Consider the following 26,416-nt stretch of genomic DNA (forward strand, 5'->3'; position numbering starts at 1 on the left):
TTTAACCGACTTCAGGGATTAGCCGGGGAAATCAATCAACAAAGTCAGGAGTTTCAGGATTTACCTGAGATTATCCAAAAGATGCAGCAATTGTGGCATCAGCGCTGGCAAGATCTATCGAGTGCGATCGCCTAAAGCCTTCTCCAGTAGGATGGCAATTCACGACTCAAGTAAAATAGTATTTATACATCAGCTTTGCGACCAAGAGAACTTACCCAAGTAAGGAGGAAATCTATGGTTACAGTTGCACAAGCACCCCCCAGTGAACGCGCTCAATTTATTCAGAAAACCTACATGCATCTGGCTGGGGCGGTGGGAGCGTTTATTGCTTTAGAGTTTATACTCTTTCAAACTGGCATAGCCGCCCTATTAACCCAGTTTGTCACGGCAAGTCGGTTTAGCTGGCTGGCGATTCTGGCAGGTTTTGCGGTACTCGGTTGGTTCTCCAGAGAGTTAGCGGCTAAGGCGGATTCGGTCAACACTCAGTACGCTGGATTGGGGATTTACGTTGTTGCGGAAGCCCTGATTTTTGCCCCGATTCTGTACATTGCAGCTTATTTCTCAGATCCCACTGTTATCCCAACGGCGGGAATACTCACCCTTCTCATGTTTGCTGGTTTAACCGCCGTTGCTTTTACTACAGGCAAAGACTTTAGTTTTCTGGGTGGTATCTTAAAAGTTGGTGGATTAGTAGCCTTGGGACTAATTATCTGTAGCGTAATTTTTGGTTTTACCTTGGGCTTATTCTTTTCCGTGGTTATGGTTGCTTTTGCTTCCGCCGCGATTCTCTACGATACTTCTAAGGTGATGCATCATTACTCATCCCATCACTATGTTGCAGCTTCACTAGAATTATTTGCGTCAGTGGCATTGCTATTCTGGTATTTGCTGCGGATTGTGATGGCGCTATCGTCTCGTCGCTAAACCTGTTCTATCTTATAGCCTAATTCTATAGCTAAGCGTGAGATTACTATTAAAAAAATTCATTCATTAGTAGTGTCACGCTTACTTTTATCTGGTTGGACAAAAACAGACAGAAATAGTATGAGAATCAGTAATACTAATTCAATGGATGTCATAGTTTCAGTAAACTTAAGGCAAAATCTATTTCACATTCAGCCGATTGCGGATCAAGTTTTCCGTCATCTGAGCAAGCTGATCTAACTTTTCTTTATTCTCCTGCGCCCGTTTCTCATAGTCTTTCTTCCGGACAATTGCCGCCCGTGCTAAGTCTTCCCGGTTTTGTTTCAGCGCTTGAATGGCGACTTTCTGCCAAGCGCTTATCTCTCGGACATCTTGATTGTACTGCGGTTGCAGCGTATTCCAAACACCTTTAATCTCGGCTAGGGCTTTGGTTAATAAGCGATTGGCTTTGTCCGGATCTTTCTCTTGTAGCGCTCGTTTAATCGGTTCGTATAAGTTCTCAGTATTCATCTGAGTAATAATGGGAATAAAATTTTGAATTTGCGGACTTTTACTGACGCCAGTTTTACACCAGACGGCAAAGTGTTCGCAGTTATTAGATAGCAGGTTATAGTTTCGTTCACCTAAACGACTTTCAGCGCGGCGAACGACTACATCAGGTATAAAATGAGTGGGATACTCTTTGACATAGATTTTTCCACCTCTAGCAAATGTCGGTAAAGAGGTGCGTTCAATGGTTTCACTGGGTTTGCGGTAGTGGATAACCGTACCGTCGCCACAGTCAATCCCATAATGTTTGTAGACGCCTTGTCGGTTGAACAATTCTCGATAAGCGTAGATTAGATCGCCTCGTGCCATACTTGCCTTTTGTTATTTGTTTACGTCATTTTTCATTTGTTATACTCGCTGTCGCCAGAACCAAGCTACGTCATTCGTTCTTTGTTTTGTGAATTTCACCGTCAAGAAAAGAGTAAACGAGTGGGGATTGATGTTTCGATGTCCTTCAAGAGAGTAAAATCGAATGGGAAAGCCTATTACACTCCAGAATGAGCCAAATTTCTCCATCAACCTTGACTTCTGCCCCTCTCAACCCGCTTAAGCAACCCACAGGCTGGTTTTATGCCTTGTGGAAGTTTTCTCGCCCTCATACGATCATCGGTACTACTCTAAGTGTATTGGCATTGTATGTGATTGCCTTAGCGATTACCGACGGTGCGATCGCACTCTCAAATTTAACTCAACTCTTGGGTACTTGGATATCCTGCTGTTGCGGTAATATCTACATTGTGGGACTCAATCAACTCGAAGATGTGGAAATTGACCAGATTAATAAGCCTCATCTTCCCATCGCGGCGGGGGAGTTTTCCAGAAGACAAGCTAAACTGATTGTTACCATAGCTGGACTCTGTGCGTTACTGTTAGCCCGGATACTGGGAGGCTGGTTATTTCTCATGGTTAGCGTCAGTTTAGCCATTGGTACAGCGTATTCCTTACCACCTATCCGATTGAAGCGGTTTCCCTTTTGGGCAGCACTTTGTATCTTCTCAGTGCGAGGTGCTGTGGTCAATTTAGGACTATTCTTGCATTTTAGCTGGGTATGGCAACAAGGTGAAGCGATGACGCCAACGCCTGCGGTGTGGGGATTGACGTTATTTGTTTTGGTGTTTACTGTCGCGATCGCGATTTTTAAGGATGTCCCTGATATTGATGGAGATAAGTTATACATATCACCACGTTCACGATTCGACTGGGTAAGCCAGCAGTGTTTAACATCACCCGATGGATTATTACCCTCTGTTATTTGGGTATGATTCTCGGTGGAGTGCTACTGTTTGACGTGGTTAACCCGCTTGTTTTGGGGATAACACACTTGGCGGCTTTAGTTTTGGTTTGGTGGCGTAGTCAGGATGTAGATTTGCAGGATAAAGTCGCGATCGCCAGTTTCTATCAATTTATCTGGAAACTGTTCTTTTTGGAATATCTGATGTTTCCTACTGCATGTTTATTAGCCTGAAACACTGATTACACGGATTTATGGGGGAGACTGAGGTGGGGAGGTAGGATGTTAGGAACACTGATTTCTCAGATTTAAAGAGAAGATGGTGGTGGGGAGGTATTCGGTTAGTCACACCCTATGACACGGAGGTGTTAGTTTTCAATGGAAAGAGGATGATTAGCTTGTCGGAGGGATTATTTAATTTTCTGTGTCAATCTTTGTCACTCAATCGCTCATTTTCTGCTTATCTCATTCAATCTGTGTAATCGGTGTTATTCAATTAATCTGTCTAATCTGTGTTTAATTTAAGTTGGATAGCGGCTACAGTCGTTAGTGTCGGTTTAGTAACGGTTATTTTTTTGATTGGTAAGACGATCGCGATCGCGTCGTTGTTTCAAAAGGCGATCGCCCTTTATCAGCAACAGGATTACCCAGAAGCGGAAACGGTATTTCGCCAAGTGATTCACCGACAACGCAGTAATGATATGGTGCGCTTACTGCTAGGTAATACACTCCTGGCACAAAATAAATGGGATGAAGCGGTAGCTGTCTTCCAGGATCTGATCGCGCGATCGCCAAAAACGGTGGATGGGTATGTCAAGTTAGCCCAAGCCTTGATTGAGCAAGGGAAACTTGATGAAGCGATGCCTATTGTTGAGGAGTTGATCCAGCGCCATCCTCAAAACACAGACATTCCTTTTAGCGTCGGTTTAATCCTATCAAACATTAATCGACTAGACACGCTAATTGAGTCGTATCAGACGTTGAGTCAACAGTCTCCTGACAAGGCTATTTTACGTTTAAATCTAGCCAATAGCTGGATGATACAAGAAAATTGGCAGGCGGCTATAGACGAGTATCAGGAAGCGATTCGCCTCAATATTAAAAAGCCACAAGCGTATTGGTATTTAGGAGATGCGTTGAGACAAAAGGGTCAATTGGATGAAGCCCTCAGCGTTTGGCGAGAGGCAATTGTCCGTTATCCTAATGATCAGGAAGCTCAGTTAAGAATTCGACAAGCGCTAAAAGAACAAGGTAAATTTGGGTAAAAGGGTGTTTTTCAGGAAGTTATCCTCTTTCTCCCCCATCTTCCTACACCCCCACACCTCTACACCCCTACACCCCCGCACCCCCTCACCCAAAACCCTATCATGTCTGATCAGGATATCGTTCTCAACGCCAAAACCTACGAGTCACTCCAAGCAGAATTAGCCTATCTGCGATCGCGTGTGGCACAATTGGACGCGATGAGAATGCCAGAACCGACTCAAGTTGCCCAGCAAAAGGCGCTGTTGGCTGTGGTGACTAAAATTCGGGAATCTCTGGATTTGGAGAGTATCTTTAAATCAACCGCTACAGAAGTGCGTCAACTGCTGAATGCGGATCGGGTGGGGATGTTTCGCTTTGATCCAGAGTCTGGCTGTCGCCGTGGGGAAGTTGTCTCTGAAGATGTAGTGTCGCCGTTTACGTCAGCCATCGCCACCAAAATAGAGGATGAGTGTTTCGGCGAAAGACATGCGACTCATTATCAGCAGGGGCGGATTTGGGCGGCTGAAGATATTTATGCCTTGAATTTACCCGATTGTCACATTATAATTTTATCACGTTTCCAAGTTCGAGCTAACTTGGTTGTGCCGTTACTCAAGGGGAATCAGCTTTGGGGGTTGTTGTGTATTCACCAATGTTCGCGCCCCCGTCAATGGCAAAGTAATGAAATCGAGTTTGTCCATCAAATTGCCATTCATTTAGGTGTGGCGTTGCAGCAAGCGGAGTTTGTGGCGCAATTGCAGATGCAGTCAGAGTTATTGACGAAAGCGGTTAATCAAGCGGTTGAACGAGAAAAAGCAGTTGCGGCTATTATTGATAAGATTCGGCGATCGCTCGATATTAATACTATATTCCAGACGACAACTCAAGAAGCACGGCAGTTGCTGAATGCGGATCGGGTGGCAATTTATCGGTTTAATCCCGATTGGAGTGGTGAATTCGTGGTTGAATCGGTGGCTGAGGGCTGGAAACCATTAGTCCAAGGGCAATATCAAGATCCCCAGTTATGCCAAAATATTAGTAATTGTAGTATTAAATCCTTAGCCAATCCTCAAATTATTGATACCTATCTCCAGCAAACTGAAGGCGGGGACTTTATCAAAGGTGAAGTCTTTCGGGTTTGTCGTGATATTTATACCGCCGGGTTTTCGGATTGCTATATTCAAAGCTTAGAACGCTATCAGGCAAGAGCATACACAATTATTGCGATTTACAAAGGTAAAAACCTCTGGGGACTTTTAGCCGCGTTTCAAAATTCCGCACCGCGATCCTGGGATGAGACAGATATTAATTTTCTGGTGCAAATTAGCGCTCAATTAGGGGTAGCGATTCAACAAGCTGAACTCCTCGGAAAAGCCCAACGGCGATCGGCAGAATTGCAAACCACACTGGAGGCGCAATTACAACAACGGGCGGATGAGTTAGCCCAGGAAGCGGAACGGGAAAGGGCGTTAGCTCAGGTTATCGATAAAATTCGCCAAACGTTAGATTTAGATACAATTTTCCAAACGGCGGCTACCGAAGTCCGGCAATTGTTGGATGTTGAACGAATTGCCATTTATAAATTCCGCGAGGATTATTTCGGCGATTTTATTTTTGAATCGGAAGCAGGAGATTTACCAAAACTGGTGGGGAGTGCTTGGGATGATACCTATTTAAGTAAATATCAAGGTGGTCGATTACGCCACAATGAAGCATTTTTTGCTGATAATATCTATAAAGCAAATTTAACCGATTGTCATATTGAAACCTTAGAATCATTTGGGATTAAATCCTTTGCGGTTGTGGCGTTATTTAAAGGGGAAAAACTATGGGGAATGCTGAGTGCTTTTCAACATAGTAAACCCCGCCATTGGCAAGAACGGGAAGTTAAGTTACTTATGCAAGTGGCAGCCCAATTAGGGGTAGCATTGCAACAGTCGGAATATTTGGAGTTATTGCAAGCTCAAGCCGTCCAGCAAGCCAAGGCTGCTGAACAGGCGCGGGCATTAGCACGGGTGATTGAAAGCATTCGCCAAACCTTAGATATTGATCAGATTTTTAGTACGACGACCCAAGAAGTACGGCAAATTCTTAACTGCGATCGCGTCGTAGTTTATCAATTTAATCCGGACTGGAGTGGAGATTTTGTCTCCGAATCAGTAGCATCAGGTTGGTCGCCCTTAGTCGGTTCTGAGCTGAAATCGGTTTGGTCAGATACCTGTTTACAAAAAAATCAAGGGGGCCGATTCAAAAGTCATGAAAATATTGTCGTTAATGATATTTACCAAAGGATTTACTCGACCTGCCATGTCAAATTGTTAGAGGTATTTCATATCAAAGCTTACTGTTTAAGCCCGGTTTTTGTCGGTGACAAGCTGTGGGGATTATTGGGGGCGTATCAAAACTCCAGTCCCCGTCATTGGGACGCCGCAGAAATTAGTTTACTGACACAGGTGAGTAATCAGTTGGGCGTGGCGCTACAACAAGCCGCTCTCATGGCTCAACTCAAAGATGCCAAAGAAGCGGCTGATGCGGCGAACCGGGCTAAAAGTGAGTTTTTAGCGAATATGAGTCATGAACTACGGACTCCCTTGAATGCGATTCTGGGTTTTGCCCAAGTAATGACCCGCGACTCGACGTTAACTTCAACTCAACAGGAGTATTTAGGAATTATTGCTCGCAGTGGTGAGCATTTACTCACGTTGCTCAATGATGTACTAGAAATGTCTAAAATAGAAGCGGGTCGGATTACACTGAATGAAACCAGTTTTGATCTGTATCGCTTACTCAAAAGTTTAGAAGAAATGCTCCAGCTCAAAGCGGCATCAAAGGGCTTACAGCTAATCTTTAATTGTGATTCTGACGTTCCCCAATATGTGCGGACGGATGAGAGTAAGTTGCGTCAGGTTTTAATTAATTTATTGGGAAATGCAATTAAATTTACCGGGGAAGGGAGTGTAACCTTGTCTGTAGAGACGTGCCATGGCATGTCTCTAGGCACGTCGGGAAACCAATCTGTAGAACCAGGTTTGACTGATAAGGTTACCCCCTTGCACAGACGCGCCATGGCGCGTCTCTACACTAAACCCGCCCTGTTTGGGGAACGGGATATAATTGCCCAATCCCCAATCCCCAATCCTCAATCCCTCATCACCTTTGCAGTCGAAGACACAGGTCCAGGAATTGACTCAGCCGAACTCGATACCTTATTTGAAGCCTTTATCCAAACCGAAACCGGGCGCAAATCTCAAGAAGGCACAGGATTAGGCTTACCGATTAGCCAGAAATTTGTCCAACTGATGGGAGGAACCATCGCCGTCAGCAGTGTATTGGGTCAAGGAACAACGTTTCGGTTTACAATTAAGGTTAATCCCGCTCAAGCGGCTGACATTGAGATTCAACAGTCTAAACGGGCGATTGGTTTAGCCCCCAATCAACCCACCTATCGGATTCTGATTGCTGATGATAAATGGGAAAGTCGGGTGTTGCTGGTTAATCTAATCGCACCGATGGGGTTTGAGGTGCAGGAAGCGGAAAATGGACAGCAAGCTGTTGAACGTTGTCAGAGTTGGCAACCTCACCTGATTTGGATGGATATGCGGATGCCTGTGATGGATGGTTATGAAGCCACTCGTCGAATTCGACAATCGTTGCAGGGTCAAGCCACGGTAATTATAGCCTTGACTGCTAGTGTTTTCGATAAACAGCGATCGGTTGTTTTGTCCGCAGGCTGCGACGATTTCGTTAGCAAGCCGTTTCAGGAAGAGGTTATCTTTGAAAAAATGGCGCAACATTTAGGCGTGCGTTATTTGTATGCAGAAGCTGAACCTCTCTCTCTCACATCGCCGGATACGTTGCCAGCACCCTTGCAGGAAACTGCTTTACAAGAAAGGTTGGCACAAATGCCGATTGAATGGCTGGCACAACTGCACAAAGCTGCACTCAGCGCTAGAGAGAAAGTGATAATCCAGCTTATTGCCCAAATTCCAGAAGAGCAACTATCTCTGGCTCAAACCTTAACCCAATGGGTTAACACCCTTTGTTTTGATCGCATAGTGGATTTAACACAGCCCCTCCTTCATGAGTGAACGTCAATCTCAAGCCATCAAGGGAGACATATTAATTGTCGATGATATCCCTGATAATTTACGTATTTTGTTTACCATGCTGGCGAACCAAGGCTATGAAGTTCGTCGGGTCATTAGTGGGAAACAGGCACTGAATGCGGTTAATACTGATCCGCCAGATTTAATTTTGCTGGATATTAAAATGCCGGAAATGGATGGGTATGAAGTTTGTCAACGCTTGAAAGCTGACGAGAAAACCGCCGAAATTCCGGTAATTTTCTTGAGCGCCCTTGATGAAGTCTGGGATAAAGTGAAAGCCTTTGAAGTGGGTGGCGTAGACTATATTACAAAGCCCTTTCAACTCGAAGAAGTGATAGCGCGGGTTAAAACCCAACTAACTTTACGCCATATTCAACAGCAACTCCAAGCTCAAAACGCTACCCTAGCAGAGGCAAAAGAAGCCGCAGAAGCCGCTAACCGAGCGAAAAGTGAATTCCTGGCAACCATGAGCCATGAAATCCGCACCCCTCTGAATGCGGTGATTGGGTTAACCGGAATTTTAGAGAATACAAAACTGGATGCCCATCAACAGGATTTGGTAGAAACGATTCGCCAAAGTGGGGAAACCCTACTGATCACAATTAATGATGTGTTAGATTTTGCCAAGATTGAATCGGGTAAACTAGAACTTGAATTCAAACCCTTTAATCTACGTGACTGTCTGGAAACCGCTGTTGATCTGTTTGCGCCCAAAGCCGTACAAAAGGGATTAGAATTAACTTATTTTATTGATCCAGAAGTCCCCTCTACTCTGGTCGGAGATGTCACCCGCCTGCGCCAAATTCTGATCAATTTGTTGAGTAATGCAATTAAGTTCACTGATGTGGGGGAAGTTAGCGTTTCAGTCAAGGTTGAACATTGCTATGTCACCAATTCGACTCAAAACCAGGATAGCCATACCTCGCCGACTGTTTGTATTTTGTTTTCGGTAAAAGACACAGGAATTGGTATTCCTAAAGACCGTTTTAACCGTTTGTTTCAACGCTTTAGTCAACTGGATTCTTCAACCACTCGCCAGTATGGGGGTACGGGACTAGGTTTAATTATTTCTAAACAATTAAGTGAAATGATGGGGGGAGAAATTTGGGTAGACAGTACCTTGGGTGAAGGGTCTACTTTTTCCTTCTGTGTTGTTTTAAGCGTAGATCAAGATGCGTCTGAACCGAATTTAATAACTCCTCAACCTCAGCTTGCAGGTAAACGAGTTTTAATTATTGATGATAATCCGACAAGTTGCCAAATTTTAACCCAGCAAACCCAATGTTGGGGCATGATTGCCCGAAGTACTCAATCGGGAAATGAAGCCTTGGCTTGGCTCAATCAGAAAGAAGCCTTTGATGTGGCAATTATCGATCGGCAAATGCCCGAAATGAACGGGCTAACTCTGGGTCTACAAATCCACAACCAATCAGGTTTCAAAGAATTGCCTTTGGTATTATTAACGCCTATAGGAAAAATGACGACTAAAACGTCTTTAATTGAGCGTCATTTTGCTGCTTGTTTACCTAAACCGATTAAACTTGGGCAACTTTATAATACGTTGACTCAAGTTTTAGGAAGGCAAGCGACTGCTATTAAGTCTCAGCCTGCTTCACCAGAATCTGGAGATTCACCTCTTGCCCAACAGTTGCCGTTACGGATTCTTTTGGCTGAAGATAATATAGTCAATCAAAAGGTAGAATTATTGCTGTTGAAACGTTTAGGTTATCAAGCTGATTTGGTCAGTAATGGACAGGAAGTTCTTGATGCCATCTCCCGTCAATCTTATGACGTAATATTGATGGATGTACAGATGCCAGAAATGGATGGTTTAACCGCTACCCGTTATATTTGCCAAAACTACTCCCAGCGCCCTTGGATTATTGCGTTGACAGCTAATGCGATGCAGGAAGATCGAGAAACGTGTTTAAAGGCGGGGATGGATGATTATATTAGTAAACCGATTCGTCAAGCCGATTTGATTCGCGTCTTTAAAATGATTCCTTTGCGCCAAGCACCAACACTGTAGGGGCGCACCGACGTGCGCCCATAAAACCTGCTTGATAACTTAGTTGAAAAGCGCTGTATGTTTATGTAGCAACGATTTTAATCGCCGTGGCAAAAGGGTGTAACTTTTAATTGAACAGAAAGGGTTTGACAGATAAAATCATACGCTCTAACTCAGTTTTGTTATGTTTGAGAAGCTCATGTCCCCACAATTCATTCGTGTTATCCGAACAGTCTTGTGCTAGAACGTCTCCAATTTCCTCAAAACTTTTGTTGATATCTCGCTTTAAATTCTCAGGTTCAGATTGCACTCCCAGAATGAATACTCTTTCTTTGAGGTCATCTGGAATTTGACTCTGTGCGTAACTCAACCGATTTTCACGGTTATCAAAGTCAATCAGCAACACTATCATTCTTTGTGGGAATTTTCGCATTGTTCGCACATAATCATTCGTGAATTGTTCCACGGTTCTTTGCCAACCACCAGCGGGTGGCAAAACCTGAATAGCACGAGCATTAAGGTTGGGAGATTGAATAAATCCGTTGGCAATCTGGCGATTAGCATCGTCTTCAGGTAACACAAGAATGTGGGGAGCATCCCATTTTGGCAAATAGCCGGGAAAGGTCGATTTTTAATTCGCGGTTATTACTCGCGAATTAAATCTCCGTGTATACTTGAACGACTCAAGGTGACATAATATAGATGGAGATATTCACAAAGTTTACTGATGAACCAAGCCGAACGCCTGGAACTGGAAGCTTGTTTAAGACGAGCAAGTGAGATTCTGTACAACAATAGTGACACAGACAGTTTAGAAACCCTAGCTGACATCGAAATTACAGTCAGAAACCAAATTTTAGAATACGTTAGTCCCCAAATCGCCCTTTTTTTATCACCCAAAAAACCCAAACCCGACGCGGGAAAACCCGAACCCTAAAAAGCTGCCTGGGAAAACTAAAGATTACCAAAAAACAAGCAGATGCTTTAGGGATAGAAGCCTATACACGCCATAGCCCTTTGCTAGAAAAATGCTGTCTTCTTTTAAGCGCCAATGAATCTTATCAAAATGCGGAGAGTGATTTGTATTTGTTAACGGGGCTAAAAGTTGGTCACTCCACGCATCATCGGAAAGTGAATCAAATTGAATTACCGCTTCCGGATCTCAAACAAGGATTATCAGAGATAAGCGTTGATGGCGGAAAAATTCGCTTGAGGACGGCAGAGAAAGGAGAACCGAGTTTTTGGCAAGAATATAAAACAGCTCGCTTACAAGGAATTTATTACGGAGCTTTCTTTCAAGATAATCTATCTTTAACGGATTGGATAAATAGTCAAACATTAACCTCACCCTTGTACTGTTTAGGGGATGGACATGATGGGATATGGAACATCTTTGCCGAAATTGGGGAGAATAAGGATAGAATCGAAGTTTTAGACTGGTATCACCTGACCGAAAACCTGCATAAAATAGAAACCAAAAAATCTATCAAAGACCAGTTAGAAGCTGACCTGTGGACGGGACAGGCATCCGAGGCGATAAAGTTGTTGAAGTCAGCTCAACCCCTAGGAGGAAACAACTTTATTAGCTATCTAAACAAGCACCGTCAAAGGTTAATCAATTATCAATCTTATCAACAGGAACAAATTTGTTCAATTGGCAGCGGAGCCGTCGAGTCAGCCGTCAAACAAATTAGCCATCGTGTTAAACTAACTGGCGCCCAGTGGCTCAAAGAAAACGTGGTTAACATTTTACAACTTCGTTGTGCTTATTTAAACGGTCAACTGGCTATTTAATGCCAACTTCCCTAATTATTAAGCGCATTTTTACAGAGAATTGATATAAGGACTTGAAGTACCGCCCATTTTTGATAAATTCGCGAGTTAGAATGGCGAATATATCATCATGGAGATAGAAAAATGGGCAAAAGGGTTTCCAGAAAGTCACAACACGATAAGCTGGAAAGAATAACTCGTTTACAGACGGCAATTGCTAGTCTTGAAACCTACCAAAGTTTCTTTGAGCGTCAAGGAAAACTCGCCCCAGCAGATGCTTGGGTAGCACGTTATCAAGTCCGACAGTCACAAAAAGTTTACTGGTACTACAAACTACAGGCTAGTTCACCCACTTTCACAACCACAAGTGACACACACAAGTTAAGTAAATATAAGCACTTAGGTAAGGCTGGATGTGAAGCCCATGTTGCTTCTGTGATGTCTGTCGCCAGAAGAACGATAGTGTCCGAATTACAAAAAACTATTGATTCTCTTAAAAATAGCTTACTAGATATTTCTTTTGACTCTGAGCAAGAAGATATCTAATATTTAGATTAAGTAATTATTCGCGAGTTATAATCGCGAATAACTTTTCTCTCTTTTCCAAAATGGGATGCTCCCAGAATGTGAGGTTTATACTGGTTTGGACTCATAGCTCTATGTCGCCACAAATCAAGGTATTTATCAGATCGCCTGTCACAGGAATATCACTGAGCAATCTGACCAAAGTTGGCTCTAAGTGACTTTTTCGATCAAGGACAAAAGTATTGTCATCCGAAAACTTTCGGATAGCCTCTTCATTGTGTGATGTCGCTAAAATTTGTCCTTTCTGCTTAAATGAACGTCGCAATGACATTACAAAATAACCAATTTCTGATAAGGAAAGATAATTTTCCGGTTCATCCCAAAAGCAAAAACTTGAACCATAATATTCGTTAGCAGCTAACACAACAGCGCAAACAAAAAAGCATTTTTCACCGTCAGATAAGTCTTTAAAATTAATATGAAGATTCGCATTATTGGCTTCAAACCGAACAATCATGCTTTTGGAGTCTTTGCCAACTGGTTGATTCAAAAAATCTTGAATATCTGGCATAACGTCTCGGAGATATCTATAAATCTTTGTGTAGGCAGCAGGATAGCGACTGAGTAATCCAGAAATCCACTCCCCAAAGTTTGAACCATCTCGCCTTGGCTCCAAGGTGTCGCCCTTGGAGTCTCCTGTCATCAAGCTGGGGATTGGCGCTAAAATGATCATCTGAGCTAGCCAAGTCTTAAAAATATGAAGCGGATCAGTCTCAGATTGCTCCTGAATTACGGGAAGGGCAACCAGATGCCAATCCAACCGAAACTGAGCCTCACGATTTTGGGTGCTGCTGTAAAGAGTGACTTGAGCTTCTTTTCGAGAGTAAATTGGATCTCCTGAAACTAGCAATTGCTCCTCAGAAACTCGCAGTTCGCTAAATTTTTCCGGTAACTCTAATGCTAAAACATAGTTGTACAATTTATGATCAAGTAATACTTCTATTTCAAAGCGAATCGGAACATCAGATCTTCTTCGAGCAAAATCTTTCGAGCTAATAATGTCTAATTGTTCAAGGTCGCGTATTCTATTGACACCTTGACTAATTTTCTGAAGTACTTCTAATGCATCGGCAATTGTTGATTTACCTGAACCATTTTTTCCAATCAACAGAGCAGATGGCATTCCCTTTAGGATTAGCTCAAAGTTTTCTAGGCATCTGAAGTTGTGTACATATAGTCTTTGCAGCATAACCTAATGATTCTTAGCCGTGTAAATTGAAAGAACTTGTGAGCGAATGTACTTATTGTAAACGATATGGATTCACCCACATTCCGATTTTTACGCTATTCTTTTGCCAAACGCCTAACTTACGGAGGTGGGGGCTGGACATCCAAGGCAGTTAAGTACCAAGCAACTTATCCCAGAACGTAAAGTACAATCCGTAGTGTACAGTGTACTGGCGATGATGTATCGAATGATATGTTGCCCCGATAAACCACTTCCCCAGCCAGTGGTGAAGAAATGATGAGGGAAATAGCTCGAATCCCAGATGAGACACTACTGCCCATATTGTCATCGTAATTAGTGCCGCCGCCAAGGTGATGAAATGGAGCGGAACGATAAAGATTACAACCACAAAGAAGAGTGACTGTATAATTGCCTCGGGTAGATCAAAGGCGAAGGAACTCCAGGGCGTTGGTTCTCCCGAACGGTGGTGCCCAGAATGCATCCATTTAAACAGCCAAGGGTGGTGAAAAAGGCGGTGGATAAAGTAAAAGTATGTATCCTGAAGCACAAGCACGGCAACAAAACTAACTCCTATATACCACAGTCCATAGTCATCTGGGTTAGTATAGAGGAGTGTTACTCCCAAACCGTACTCTGATAAGATTAGCGCTGCACAAAAAGCAAAAACAGTTGCCGATAAAATCGATAATACGATATCATTTCTGATGGAATCATTCATCAGTGGCTTCAGACGCAAACTGTTGTTGGCGAGGAACTTTCCCAGAACGACATAAAAGAGCCAATAGGCTCCCCCAGCAATAAGAAAGTATCGGACAAGAGTGATTCCAAAAAAGACTAAGTAATAATACTCAAATGAGTGGTTTGTTAACTCCTTCGTAATTTGCAAATTTCCTCCTTTTTATTTTTAAATCTGACTTCAGCTAATTGAATTCCCCTCAGATGCTTTTTCAAAGAGGTACATATTTAATGTTTAATGAAACTATTGCCATTGACGCTATCATCAACGACTTACTTATGGTCTCACATCTAGTTAATTAATAAAAAATGCCCACAGATAGATTTTGGGCATCTTTCCTCAAATTGACGTTTGATACAGCAGTTTGTTCTGCTATGCGGTACATTGTCGATCCCCCTCGCATCCCCGTGCAATAAAAGCGAAGCAACATCTGGTTTCCCCCATGGAACAAAAAGCGAAGCATCCGCTGGCTTCCCCCTTTTTAAGGGGGACGGGAGGGGGATCTAATAGGGGGACGGAAGGGGGATCTGAAGGGGGACTTTGATCTACTGTACTTTATTACAGCGCAAAGCGCTGTATCATGTCTGGTCAAATCCCCCTAATAAAAACGCCTTTTTAAGCTTGCATGGCAAGGTTTTTGACCGTTTAGGCATCAAAACGAAAACACTGGTTGGGTCAAAAAATGGCTTTCCACCCTTGTGTGGTATACCATCTACACTCATGCAGCAAGCCCTACTTATTGAATACTTTCCTCTCCATAAAAAGCGGCTCTATCGACAGGAGACCATGGCTGAAGTTTGCTGAGTAAGGCGGGATCAGGTTGAATGCGCTGAATTTGCCCTTCTACTTTAGGACTATCGGGTCGGAGGGATTGTCCGCAAATGAGTAAAAACGACCACTGATAAGTCTTGCCAATTTCCAGAGTTGGTGCATCAATGGGTAGTTTAAAGCTGACCAAACCTCTCTGGTTAGGAAGTGATACGGTTTTTTGGTAGAAATACTCTTCTGTTTCATCCTTGAGAATAAATACAGCGTCTTGAGCTACTGTTGGTGGGATGTAAACAAAGAATGTGGGACGTTCGGCTACCGTGAATCCATGATTTGTGGCTAATTGGAACGGTGCGACTGATGTTCCCAGCTCACTTGTGTCATTGGGGCATACACCACCATCCCGTGAGGCTCCCCCGGCTGAATCTTTGGGCGCTCCTTTCCTGTCGGGAATAAAGGTCGCACTGGCTGTTTCAGACAGGGGTATGGTTTCAGCACGTAATGATACAGCTAAACTACCAACCAGTAGCAGCTTTAGGAAAAGACCTACTGACAAAAATGCAAGCGGTTGAGGTGTATGTTTCCAAGCCATGATAAAAAACCCTCGTGAAGAAGAATGAGTTGTAGTGCATCACAGGGATTTTAAGCGGCATCCCATAACAGACAGACAAATAAAACAGGTATTTTACTAAATTAATGGCAATTTGTCTATTTATTTTTGAGCATACCAATTCCCTAGTAAAGCAACTGAAGAATGAGAGAGTACCTACAACCCTGGATGTGTCGCCCCGGTTAACACTTAGTTTTTATCGTGGAGTGTGGGGTCACACCCCTTAATTATTATTAATACCCAGTATAGTATCATAACGTGGAATGAACCGTGCCTATAAACATAAATTCTTCACGTTTGTCAATACTTAGACAATAGGTAGGGCTTACTGCAAAAACCGGAAACCCTTAAAAATAAAGCTTTTGACGACGATTAAAGTTGATTTAGTGCAAGCTTCTCAGCCTCGATAGATAAAAAATTCTACCCAATAGCTAAGCTGTTCGGCATTTAAACCTTAATGTCAATAATGGCGAAAGCCTTGTAGTGCGTTTAGCGAAGCCATGCCGCAGGCTTTGCATCTTGCTCGCTACTAATACCCAATTTAAATGCATGACAGCTTACAGCAGTTTGCTCTGCTATGCGGTACATTGTCGATCCCCCTAAATCCCCCTTAAAAAGGGGGACTTTGATCTACTGACTGTACTTCATGACAGCGCGAAGCGCTGTAATAGCGAGCGAGACTAATAGCAAGCAAGACTAATAGCGAGCAAGACTAATAGCGAGCAAGACTAATAGCGAGCAAGACTAATAGCGAGCAAGACTAATAGCGAGCAAGACTAATAGCGAGCGAGACTAATAGCGAGCAAGACTAATAGCGAGCGAGACTAATAGCGAGCGAGACTAATAGCGAGCGAGACGCTCGCACTACTGTTCCCCTCTGCCTTCTGTCATTCAGGGAACAGGCTTTGCGTCAAAGCCAATTTCCGACTAAGACAAAGGGCGCCCAGTAAAAGGGATGCTGATAATTAGGTTGACGTAGAAGAGTGAGTTGAGCCTGACGCAGGGCTTGGGCTTTACTCACTTGAGATTGGGTGAGTTGTCGATAAAACTCAACCATCAACTGAGCCGTCGATTCATCATTAACTGACCATAAGGTTGCTAGAGTACTACGAGCGCCCGATCGCACGGCTAATCCAGCCAATCCCAAAGCCGCTCGCTTGTCCCCTGTCGCCGTTTGGCAAGCACTGAGAACGAGCAGTTCAATCGGGTTGGTATTCTGTCGCTGTCTGGTTTGCAGGAGTTGATCCAGATCTTTCACCTTGATCCGCCCATTCCAAGTGAGCAGAAATGTGTTCTCGGCTTTGGAACTAAACTGTCCATGAGTCGCTAGATGAACCACTGGAAAGGGAGTCGCTTCAATTTGCTCTTGCAGCGCTTGATGGGTAAACTGTTGATTTAAAAAGACCTTAGTCGGAATTTGGGCGGCGATGTTTTCCACTTCCAATTCCACAGCGGGGAGAGCCGGAAAACCGTCCCGCGCCTCGGTGAGTCCAGCAGTTAAGGCTTTCAGTTGCTGAGGAAGGAGCGATCGCGGCTCGATCAGTTGTAATCCTACGGATAGCGCGATATTGTAGTTTTCAATCAGATACTGCTCTCCATCGTAGAGCGCCGCCATGGGCAAATTCCGCAACGCACCATCCAGAACAAAGACCAGGGTTTTAATCTCATTCTCTTTTAACTCTTGTTCAATCGGTCGAATCAGCCAATCATAAACTTGTTGGGACAGGCGTAACCGTTCTTTAGTAGACCACACGGGATTTAAGGCTTGTAGGAGTTGCTCAATGGTGCTGTCGATTTGAGTCTCAGTTACATCAGTTTGAAAATAGCGCAGGGGTTTTCCGGGTAGGGAGACAATAACCGCCAAATGATTGGGCAAAATAATCGGGTAAATGACCGAAGCTTGGGGATCAATCTGGTCAATAGCTTGGCGTTGCACTTGCCAACAGGCTTCCCGAAAGAAGTTCTCTAATTCTGCTAATCTCAGGGATTCAATGGTTTCACGAGCTTCTTGGAGCTGCTCTGGCGTCGGCTGATTTCTTAAGAGCAATTCCACCAAATTGCGATAAATCGGTTCAACGGTTTCTCGAAAGGAAAATTGTACATCAGGATTAATCGCCACCAAATCACTGCGTAAGGATTGCAGGGTATGAACCGCTTCTCGATTTGCCGCGATCGCGCCTGTCAGATTACCTTGATGTTGGAGTATCTGACTCAGTTGCCATTGCCAACGATAGGCGATTTCAGTGGCTTGTATTCCTTGCGCCAAAGTTAACGCCTTCTCCGTTAACCCTCGCGCCTCTAACCACTGCTGTGTCTCCATATAAAGATGTCCCAATTGACCCAAGGCGTAAGACTCGGCTCTTGTATCATTAAGCTGTCTGGCTTGGTGGATCGCTCTAGCTAACAATTGGGCGATCGCGCGGGGAAACCCTTTATGATCTTCGAGGGTATGGTTTTGAGGGTGTAGGGGCGGGTTTAGAGACTTTCTGTTAGCTATTGATGGTGGTAACGTGTCTACAAAACCCGCCCTGACTAAGTATTGAGATAACTCCCCCATCTCCCTCTGATCCCCTGCACCTCTGCTCCCCATTTTTATCAAACTCTCAGCAAAATTCACTTGAGCATAAACCGCCGCCCGATTTAGGGGTAAGTTGGATAATTGAGCGTAAATTTGGGGGACTAAGGTTTGGGTGTCTGTCCAATTTTGGGTTTCAATCAGCAGGCTGAGTTGGTTAAGTTGGGCTTCAACTTGGGTGAGAGGGCTGATTGCTGTTGAGGCGGCTTGTTGATAATAGGCGATCGCCTCTTCAAATTCTTGTAACGCTCTAGCTGTATTTCCCAGGCTAAATAGCGTCGCACTTTGGTCTGATGCTGAATCGAAGCGCTGAGTTATTGCCAAACTTTGCTGCAAAACCTGTTGTGATTCCTCCAGATTACCCACCACTTGCAGCGCGACGCCCAAACTCCGTAATCCGGCGGCTTTGAGTAACGAATCGGCTTGAGTTTGGAGTTGGGTTTGCACTCGCTCTAAGGTAATCTGCGATCGCCGATAGAGTCCCAACGCTTGTAGAACTTGGGCTTGATTAATTTGGCTCCCGAATATACCCGTTTGATCCCCCGCGTCTTGATACGCCTGTTCTGCCTGTTTCCAGGTATCTAAAGCCGCTTCCATTTGTCCTTGGGCATAGTGGAGACTGGCTTGAGTATTCAGTAGTTGGGCGAGAAGGCGTTGATGATTGGGGGTGGGTTTGAGCAGATTAGCGACTAGATTTAAGCTTTGGGTAATCGTTTGTTCCGCCTCCTGCCATTGTCCCAACTCTTGATAGGCTAAGGAGAGATAACTTAAACTCAGGGCATGGTGGATGCGATCGCCTCGATCTTGATACCCTTGCATCGCCTGTTGCCAAACCCTAATCGCTTGCCAAAAGCGCCCCGCTGCATAGAGGGCTTTACCTTGTTCGAGTTGAGTTAAAGCATTGTCATCCTCCTGAACTGAGTTTATATCCTGTTCCCTGTGATACTGTTCCCGACTCAAGACTTGAATCTGAGTTGATCCCGTAAGCGGTATCGGCGGATGCTGCGCTAGGGTGGGAAACACCCACATTATCAGGAACAATGTGAGTAATCCTAACCCGATACAGCGACTGAAAACCTTGAGGCGTGAGGAGAATATCGCTATTTTTTGAGTTCGCGATCGCCTTACAGCCATTTTCAGTCTGATGCGGGGCAAAAAAGTCACTGCAATCCTTGTTTTTACAGCTTTGCAATTATGGGCAATCGTCAGGACATGATATGAACCCGTTTTAACGGGTTTAAGCTTTTAGCCCGAACTTTAGTTCAGGGCTTAATTTCGTTCGAGGACGTGCTTATAACTTAATTTAAGCATGTTGCTGATTTATACCAGGAACTGTGGGGAGTAACGTCAGGAACATGAGCCACTAACTCAACCTGACCTTGGGAATTAATGATCCATCCTTGGGCTTCTACGATAGGTGAGCGACGCTCAGAAGGAGATTCTCCCCTATCTCCCAGACTTTCTACAGTCACGTCTCTACTAGCCCCGCTCCCAGACGGTACATGCAACGTCTCTACATAATCCCCCTCCTCTTCATTCAACGCCAGAACCCGTAAATCCTGCCAAAGGGTTCGACCTCGCAGGGTTTGAGTGGGGTCTTCGGGTAAACCTCCTCGTCCAGTTACCACAAAGGAATTACCTTGCTCCACATCGCAAGCTGTAACAATTTGGTTATTGGGTTCAATAAAGTTTTCTGGTAACCGGATTAATCCTTGATTGGGATCAATTGCTTGAATATTGATATTGACAATCCCTTTAAACTCAGCTCCAAGTGCTGATGTCGCCGTAATATCACTCTCTGGAGTTAGCGCTTCTCGAAACTGCGTACCAAAAATACCAAACGCATTAACCGTAACCCGACCCCCTGCTCCAGCTTGAGCATTAGCACTAATATCGCTATTGTTAAGTGCTACTAAATTACCCGTATCAATTCTAATATTACCGCCATTAGCATTCTCCGCATTCGTGCTGATTTGGCTCTGATTCTGTAGCAACAAATTCTGCGTTTGCAGCGTAATATTGCCCTCTGTCCCCGCTCGCGTTGTCGCTGAAATTCGACTACCGTTTTTTAACCAAATTAAATCAGCATCAACTCTCAAATTCCCTGCGGCGGCGAACTTTTCCCCATTGACCGTGACTTCTGCTCCATCTCGGATAATTAAACGTCCTGTCTCAATCGTCACATCCCCCGCTTCTCCCAATACCTCAGTCTGAGGCGGTGGAATAAAACCACTGGGAACAGAATCAGAGGATGCATCTGAGCGCAAACTACTGGGAAACTTGCCGTCAGCGGAAACACCACTCACTTCTACAGACTCTGAGGCTCGAATCACAACTCGTCCCGCCCGCCCAGCATCTTGCGTGGTGGTTGAAATCACTCCGCCATCACGCAGGACTAATCGCCTAGTATAAACCTCAATATCCCCCGCCGCGCCTTTGCCAAAACTTTGTGTATTCAAACTACTCAATTCTAGACCATTCGCCGAAGTGCCAATTAGTTCCACACTCTCTGACGCCTGAATCTTTATCGTTCCACCTTGAGCTGCACCTAATGTAGCACCGCCAATTCCCGCACCATCCTGAATGGTTAAGCGTCGAGTTTCAATGATCACATTTCCCGTGGCTTGAGTCGCATCCTCAAACGCATTAGACGCAATAGAACTTTTGAATCGACCATCAGGTGTTGTACCCATTAGTTCAATGGAATCGGATGCTTGAATTAGTACATTTCCGCCACGCCCTGCATCAAAAGTAGAGTTAAATATTCCACCTCCTTCGCTAGCCCTTAACTGTCGGGTTTGTACGGTTATTTGACCTGCATCTCCCTTACCATAACTATCAGCAAATAGTTCTGAACCCACCAATTCCACCGATTCAGACGCCCTCACCATCATATCGCCGCCTGAACCCGTGCTAAAGGGAGAGGTTGAGATAAAACCACCCTCTTGCAAACTTAATGTTTCCGTATTAATGATTAAGCTATTTGCCGCACCAGAACCGAAACTTAGCGAAAATAGACCCGTACCCAACTCCGGAAGGGTAATTGTTTTCTCCTCAAAAAGTGTATCTAATACCTCTTGTAGATTTCTTATGCCAATAATTTCCACTAATGCAGCATTGACCATCAAGCGACCAGCCGCCCCATCACCAAAGGTAGACGCCGAAACAAAAGCGCCCTCTTTTAGGTTCAATTGTTCCGCTTGAATCGTAATATCACCACCGTCACGATTACCCGTTGTATTCGCCAGAATTTGTGATGCTTGGCTTAGGTTCACCTGACCCCCTTGGATGTTAATAAAACCGCTACCTTCACCACTAACATCGACGACAGATTGCTGAGAAAGGTTTATATCTTGAAAATTATCTACCCCCTCATATCCCAACGTAAAACCATTCATCGTTGGCGTAATCTGGACAAAACTATTGTCCCCAACACTACCTAATTCAATTCGCCCTTGGGATGCTGTCAAATGTCCTCCCGGAAACCGCAGTTCGCCACCCACTAGGGCTAAGGTTTGACCTGAATTTACTTGTAAGCCAGCCGTCGATTGATTGCTGATTGGAGCCGGATTTGAACCAAATTGCAAACCAATGGGTACATTTATTGATAATAAGGGTGGGGTTGAGAAATTGGTGGCGCTAAACTCCCGCCCATCGGGAAACTGAATGCTATTGGCTGTACTGGCTAAAAAGGAGCCGTCAACATCGAGTTGGGCGTTCGCGCCAAAGACAATACCTTGAGGGTTAATTAAAAATAAATTTGCGGCATTATTAACTTTAATTGTGCCATTAATTTTGGATGGGGTATTGCCTGTAACTCGGCTGATAATATTTTGGACATCCTGATTAATCATTTCCAGGTTAAAAAATGCTGTTGAACCTTCAAAAACAGAAAACTCCTCAAAACTGTGGAATAGATTATCGCCTACTCTTGTCCCTTGTTGAATCTCACTAATATTACCATCTTTAGTGACCACTGTATTTTGGGGCAATGTGTCATCAGGGATAACCTGGGCATGAGCTATCTTACTTGAAACCAGTAAGTCAACAAATAAATTCCCGGTTAATAAAAGTAATATAAATGATTTTTTTTGAATAAAACTTCCCATAGGTGATTGTTAATTTAAGTCATTACTAAAGTAGGTTGGGTTGAACGGAGTGAAACCCAACAGTATCAAGTTAACTTCTGTTGCCATACCGCTCGGATAGCCTCTAAATTTAACCTTTTCTCCCCCTGCTTCCCCTTCTGCTCTATCCCTTGCAGCATTGGCTTGTGTTGGGTCTCGTACCTCGACCCAACCTACTGTTTTATTTAATAACAATAAGATTTTCTGGATGACTCCAACCCCCTCAGTCTATTATTCGGCATATCAGCCACCAATTCAACATTACCATCGCCATCAATAACCCATCCTTTAGCCTCCACAATAGAAGAACGGCGAGAGGTCAGGTTTTCATCTGGATGTATTGTCTCCCTTGTCGATGGGAATTGCTGTCGATTCTCTCCACGTCCCGTCTCCTCCAGATTTTCTTCATTCCAATCCAAAGAACGCAAATCTTGCCAAAGGGTTCGACCACGTAAAATTTGACTGGGGTCTTCGGGTAATCCACCGCGTCCCGTCACGACAAAGGAATTTCCAGTTTCAGCGACACAACCTGTGGCAATTTGATCACTGGGTTGAGTAAAGCTTTCCGGTAAGCGAACTAATCCCCGATTCGGGTCAATCCCCTGAATATTGAGAGTCACCAGACCATTAAATTGTGGTCCTAAATCTGATGTGGCAGTGATATCACTATTGGGGGTCAGTTCATCCCGAAACTGAGTGCCAAAAATACCTTGAGCTGTAATACTAACACGACCCCCTTGACCTTGACGAGCATTAGCCGTGATATCACTATTATCGATCGCGACTAAAGCATCGGTATTGATGCGGATATTACCCCCATCACTGTTCTCGGTATTCGTCGTAATCTGACTATTGCGCCGCAGCAACACATTCGAGGCGTCGAGTCGAATATTTCCCTCTGTCCCCGCCACCGTAGCTGCACTAATTCCCCCTTGATTGTCCAGCCAAATCGAATCAGCGATAATATCCAAATTACCAGCAGCACCCGATGCAGTCCCCCTGACGCCAATTTCTGCGCCATCCCTCACATTTAACTCTCCTGTTTGAATCTGCAAATCCCCCGCGCCACCTGCACCACTCGTATTCGCTTCAATCGCACTGGGTACGATACCATCCCCAATAATGCCAAAGGAGACTCGTTCGACAGCGGGATCAACACCCGTCGCCACACCCGCCACGGTTACCGATTCAGCCGCATTAATCGTTAACGTTCCGGCTGTACCCGCCCCCCCAGTGGCGGCGGAAATCTGAGCACCATCCTGCACACTTAAGTGTCGTGTGGTAATCCTTAAATCTCCAGCGGGTGCTGTTCCTCCTTGTCCTTCGACGGTTAACAGCGATGACGAGGTAAACAACCCACTCAAAAATCGACCATCAGCAGAAATTCCCCTCAAGTCCACCGTATCGGCGTTAATCATCAGATTTCCCCCGCGTCCCCCACCCGCCGCCGACGCTGAGATTTGTGACCCATCCGCCACAATGAGTTGACCTGTATTTAGGGTAAAATCCCCCGCATCTCCTGCACCCAGCGTTGTTGTGAACAACCCGCCAGGAACAACCGCATTGGCTGGAGTTCCTCTGAGTTCCACCAATTCAGCGGTTACGGTTAGATTTCCCCCTTGACCCTGACTTGTACCCCCAGGCGTGGTACTCAGGGATGTACCGTCTAGCACTCTCAATTGATTAGCCGTAATTGTGAAATCACCGGCATTTCCTTTATCCGTGGTTCCTGTTAGTAACAGAGACCCATTGGTTAAATCGGCTAACTCCGAAACGTTTAAGGTTAAATTGCCACCATCACCCTCAGCCAAGGCTGCGGTTAATATCATCGCGCCGTTCTGCACAATCAATTGGTCGGTTTCAATGGTTAAATGTCCAGCATCACCCTGTCCACCACTAAAGCTAAATAAGCCATTACTAAGATTGAGTGGATTAAATGTTGCGAATAAAATCTGCCGTGAGGGTTCTAGAGGGGTTGTACCAGTCACCTCTACTTGGTCAGCCTGAATAGTCAGATTACCTCCTGCACCTGCACCAAATGTAGAGGTAGAAGCAAAGGAACCTTGTTGCAGTTTTATCTGATTTGCCTGAATATCAATCCCGCCGCCGTTCACATTACCGAAGGTTTCTGCCACTAGGTTTGAGCCTTGAGTCAGGGTGACTTGTCCCCCCCGCACCCGAATTGTGCCACCACCACCAGCACCTAAATCACTGGTATTGACGGCTGTGGCATTGGTTAAGTTAATCATGCCAAACCGTTGTATATCGAAATAGTCTAAAGCAAAACCTGTGGGTATAGGTGTCAGAGTTACTTGTCCAAAACTTGCCACACTCCCTAATTCAATTCGTCCTTGTGGTGCTGTTAAATTGGCTCCATTTAATGATAAATTTCCTCCCACCAGGGCTAAGGTTTGACCGGGGTTTACCGACAGGTTACTATTTGCTTGATGAATAATCGGTGCTGAATTTTCACCAAACTGTAAACCAATCGGTACGTTAATGGTGAGTAGGGGCGGGAGTTGGGGATTGGTGGTGCTGAATTCACTGCCATCAGCAAAAATAACACTATTCGCGGTACTGGCTAAAAAGGAACCATTGATATTAAGTTGGGCATTAGCACCAAATAGAATTCCGTTGGGGTTAATCAGGATTAGGTTGGCGATGCCATCTGCGGCAAGGATGCCATCTATGATGGATGTCTTGTTGCCTGTGACGCGGCTAATAATGGTTTCTATGTCTAGGTTTTGGGGAGTCAGTTTAAAGATGGCTTGGGAGTTGGTAGGAATAGAAAATTCTTCAAAACTGTGGAGGAGATGATTTCCGGTGCGGATTCCGCCTTGAATCTCACCATTGGTAATGTTGGTGTTGGTTGAAAAGTTATCGTTATCGGGGATTATTTCGGCATTGGCTGTGCTGATGAAGATGAGAAGGCTGAGGAGAAGATTGCTGGGAATCCAGAGGAAAGGGGAATTGGGTTTGGGAAAACAATAGTTCATGATTCAGGTATATCTTTGAAGGAGTGTAGAGACGTAGCATGCTACGTCTCTACATCGGGGCGGGTTTAGTTACCTTTGGGTGAGGTAAAAAATGATAATAGTAAAACCCGCCCCTACATAAAACTTTCTTTCTTACTCAATCACCAATTGTCTGTACTTTTATTCCGGAATCGATGCGATCGCTACCCTTCTACCCTTCTACCCTTTTACCCTATTTCATCTAAAAATGATAAGGGGCGGCTCATGTTGGCAGCAAAGCCGAGTATTCCGCGATCGCGATGTTCGTATAGTAGCTTCCCGTCGGCGTCAAAGAGGAAGGTTGCACCTCGCTGTGTCATGTAGGCGGGATTGGGGACATAAGTTTTCCAATGACTTAACACTTCTACCATATTCCGTAGTCTTAAGGTGGCGAGTTCAAAGGGGCGCTGATATCCACTTCCCCCAGCAAATTGAAAAAATGAGCCTTTGAGAGGGGGTAAGGGTTTCGCTTTGACAACTTCCTCATCGCCAATAAGCTGAGGTGCATTGCGATCGCCCCGATAACCACGAAATACTTCTGCAAGCGTACCAGGGCTACCAATCCCCGCACACATTAAGAGTAGATTCAACCAGGCTCTTTGCGTGGTAGAAAGTCCCGGAAGTTTGAAACCCAAGCCAGGATAGAGGTTAAGCTGGCGATGCAATTGAGCCTCTGAATCAACAAACAACCACTCCGCCGGAAATCCGGTATAGTGACAAAATTGTTTTCCTGAATCGAGATTACCAATCCCTACTGCACGAATGGCGATTCCCTTAGCTTGCAACTGTTCAGCCTCTCGCTGTAACCAGAAGGTATATTCGAGTGTGTCAAAGTCACCGAGTTGAGACCAAACGAGTACCAGGAGGCGGGGCGCATTCTCGCAGTTTTCCAGGAGCGATCGCGTTATACCATCGCTGACTCGTTGGCGTTGAGTTTGATGAATAATAGTATAGGGATTCATGTTAGATGAAACTG

At 44.6% G+C, this 26,416-nt stretch carries 15 protein-coding genes and 1 pseudogene; 7 read left to right on the forward strand and 9 right to left on the reverse strand.

The window, feature by feature from the left end; genetic code table 11:
* Positions 1–234: 234 nt before the first annotated feature.
* Positions 235–924: a Bax inhibitor-1/YccA family protein gene (locus MC7420_RS33440; RefSeq protein ID WP_006106279.1), complete on the forward strand. Its 690-nt coding sequence runs from the start codon at positions 235–237 to the stop codon at positions 922–924.
* 180 nt (positions 925–1,104) lie between these two features.
* Here MC7420_RS33440 and MC7420_RS33445 read toward each other — a convergent pair whose 3' ends face one another.
* Positions 1,105–1,782 (reverse strand): lecithin retinol acyltransferase family protein, encoded by a 678-nt coding sequence (locus MC7420_RS33445; RefSeq protein ID WP_006106299.1) that lies wholly within the window; start codon positions 1,780–1,782, stop codon positions 1,105–1,107.
* Positions 1,783–1,970: 188 nt separating this feature from the next.
* On the opposite strand from MC7420_RS33445, the pseudogene MC7420_RS33450 reads away from it, so the two are divergent.
* From MC7420_RS33450 to MC7420_RS33465, 4 genes and pseudogenes are all read left to right on the forward strand, one after another.
* Positions 1,971–2,938: pseudogene (locus MC7420_RS33450) on the forward strand (homogentisate phytyltransferase).
* Between the two features lie 278 nt (positions 2,939–3,216).
* The gene (locus tag MC7420_RS36000) at positions 3,217–3,969 is read left to right on the forward strand and encodes a tetratricopeptide repeat protein (RefSeq protein WP_006106321.1); all 753 of its coding nucleotides are present in this window, start codon (positions 3,217–3,219) and stop codon (positions 3,967–3,969) included.
* A 102-nt stretch (positions 3,970–4,071) separates the two neighbouring features.
* On the forward strand, positions 4,072–8,037 hold the full coding sequence (locus MC7420_RS33460; protein WP_006106278.1) for a GAF domain-containing protein: 3,966 nt from the start codon (positions 4,072–4,074) through the stop codon (positions 8,035–8,037).
* Positions 8,030–10,084: a response regulator gene (locus MC7420_RS33465; RefSeq protein WP_006106307.1), complete on the forward strand. Its 2,055-nt coding sequence runs from the start codon at positions 8,030–8,032 to the stop codon at positions 10,082–10,084. The genes MC7420_RS33460 and MC7420_RS33465 overlap by 8 nt, the downstream gene beginning before the upstream one ends.
* A gap of 106 nt (positions 10,085–10,190) precedes the next feature.
* Here the strand turns inward: MC7420_RS33465 and MC7420_RS33470 are convergent, their stop codons facing one another.
* The gene (locus MC7420_RS33470) at positions 10,191–10,643 is read right to left on the reverse strand and encodes a hypothetical protein (protein ID WP_006106280.1); all 453 of its coding nucleotides are present in this window, start codon (positions 10,641–10,643) and stop codon (positions 10,191–10,193) included.
* Positions 10,644–10,790: 147 nt separating this feature from the next.
* On the opposite strand from MC7420_RS33470, the gene MC7420_RS33480 reads away from it, so the two are divergent.
* Together MC7420_RS33480 and MC7420_RS33485 are read left to right on the forward strand one after the other, a co-directional pair.
* Positions 10,791–11,857, forward strand: a protein-coding gene (locus tag MC7420_RS33480) for an ISKra4-like element ISMich2 family transposase (RefSeq protein ID WP_157453276.1) whose coding sequence is annotated in 2 segments (ribosomal slippage) — positions 10,791–10,947 and positions 10,947–11,857 — 1,068 coding nt in all. Because the reading frame shifts where the segments join, the coding sequence is not laid out codon by codon here.
* 123 nt (positions 11,858–11,980) lie between these two features.
* Complete coding sequence (locus tag MC7420_RS33485) at positions 11,981–12,382, forward strand: hypothetical protein (protein WP_006098269.1); 402 nt, start codon at positions 11,981–11,983, stop codon at positions 12,380–12,382.
* Positions 12,383–12,485: 103 nt separating this feature from the next.
* Here the strand turns inward: MC7420_RS33485 and MC7420_RS33490 are convergent, their stop codons facing one another.
* The 7 genes from MC7420_RS33490 to MC7420_RS33525 form a co-directional block, all read right to left on the reverse strand.
* On the reverse strand, positions 12,486–13,610 hold the full coding sequence (locus MC7420_RS33490) for an AAA family ATPase (protein WP_044211187.1): 1,125 nt from the start codon (positions 13,608–13,610) through the stop codon (positions 12,486–12,488).
* A 151-nt stretch (positions 13,611–13,761) separates the two neighbouring features.
* Positions 13,762–14,496 (reverse strand): sterol desaturase family protein, encoded by a 735-nt coding sequence (locus tag MC7420_RS33495; RefSeq protein WP_006106324.1) that lies wholly within the window; start codon positions 14,494–14,496, stop codon positions 13,762–13,764.
* 586 nt (positions 14,497–15,082) lie between these two features.
* The gene (locus MC7420_RS33500) at positions 15,083–15,706 is read right to left on the reverse strand and encodes a DUF928 domain-containing protein (RefSeq protein WP_006106283.1); all 624 of its coding nucleotides are present in this window, start codon (positions 15,704–15,706) and stop codon (positions 15,083–15,085) included.
* A 928-nt stretch (positions 15,707–16,634) separates the two neighbouring features.
* The gene (locus MC7420_RS33505) at positions 16,635–19,433 is read right to left on the reverse strand and encodes a CHAT domain-containing protein (protein WP_006106298.1); all 2,799 of its coding nucleotides are present in this window, start codon (positions 19,431–19,433) and stop codon (positions 16,635–16,637) included.
* Between the two features lie 164 nt (positions 19,434–19,597).
* On the reverse strand, positions 19,598–22,408 hold the full coding sequence (locus tag MC7420_RS33510; protein ID WP_006106293.1) for a filamentous hemagglutinin N-terminal domain-containing protein: 2,811 nt from the start codon (positions 22,406–22,408) through the stop codon (positions 19,598–19,600).
* A 203-nt stretch (positions 22,409–22,611) separates the two neighbouring features.
* Positions 22,612–25,422: a two-partner secretion domain-containing protein gene (locus MC7420_RS33520; RefSeq protein WP_006106277.1), complete on the reverse strand. Its 2,811-nt coding sequence runs from the start codon at positions 25,420–25,422 to the stop codon at positions 22,612–22,614.
* A gap of 206 nt (positions 25,423–25,628) precedes the next feature.
* Positions 25,629–26,402, reverse strand: coding sequence for a peroxiredoxin-like family protein (locus MC7420_RS33525; RefSeq protein ID WP_006106292.1), 774 nt, complete (start codon positions 26,400–26,402; stop codon positions 25,629–25,631).
* Positions 26,403–26,416: the final 14 nt, after the last annotated feature.

The sequence above is a fragment of the Coleofasciculus chthonoplastes PCC 7420 genome (genome assembly GCF_000155555.1).
In the GTDB taxonomy this organism is placed as follows: domain Bacteria; phylum Cyanobacteriota; class Cyanobacteriia; order Cyanobacteriales; family Coleofasciculaceae; genus Coleofasciculus; species Coleofasciculus chthonoplastes_A.

Excerpts from the sequence above, each read along its gene's own strand:
- MC7420_RS33440 (WP_006106279.1), top strand. The coding sequence starts at position 235 with ATGGTTACAGTTGCACAAGCACCCCCCAGTGAACGCGCTCAATTTATT.
- MC7420_RS33445 (WP_006106299.1), bottom strand. The coding sequence starts at position 1,782 with ATGGCACGAGGCGATCTAATCTACGCTTATCGAGAATTGTTCAACCGA.
- MC7420_RS33460 (WP_006106278.1), top strand. The coding sequence starts at position 4,072 with ATGTCTGATCAGGATATCGTTCTCAACGCCAAAACCTACGAGTCACTC.
- MC7420_RS33465 (WP_006106307.1), top strand. The coding sequence starts at position 8,030 with ATGAGTGAACGTCAATCTCAAGCCATCAAGGGAGACATATTAATTGTC.
- MC7420_RS33485 (WP_006098269.1), top strand. The coding sequence starts at position 11,981 with ATGGGCAAAAGGGTTTCCAGAAAGTCACAACACGATAAGCTGGAAAGA.
- MC7420_RS33490 (WP_044211187.1), bottom strand. The coding sequence starts at position 13,610 with ATGCTGCAAAGACTATATGTACACAACTTCAGATGCCTAGAAAACTTT.
- MC7420_RS33500 (WP_006106283.1), bottom strand. The coding sequence starts at position 15,706 with ATGGCTTGGAAACATACACCTCAACCGCTTGCATTTTTGTCAGTAGGT.
- MC7420_RS33505 (WP_006106298.1), bottom strand. The coding sequence starts at position 19,433 with ATGGCTGTAAGGCGATCGCGAACTCAAAAAATAGCGATATTCTCCTCA.
- MC7420_RS33510 (WP_006106293.1), bottom strand. The coding sequence starts at position 22,408 with ATGGGAAGTTTTATTCAAAAAAAATCATTTATATTACTTTTATTAACC.
- MC7420_RS33520 (WP_006106277.1), bottom strand. The coding sequence starts at position 25,422 with ATGAACTATTGTTTTCCCAAACCCAATTCCCCTTTCCTCTGGATTCCC.
- MC7420_RS33525 (WP_006106292.1), bottom strand. The coding sequence starts at position 26,402 with ATGAATCCCTATACTATTATTCATCAAACTCAACGCCAACGAGTCAGC.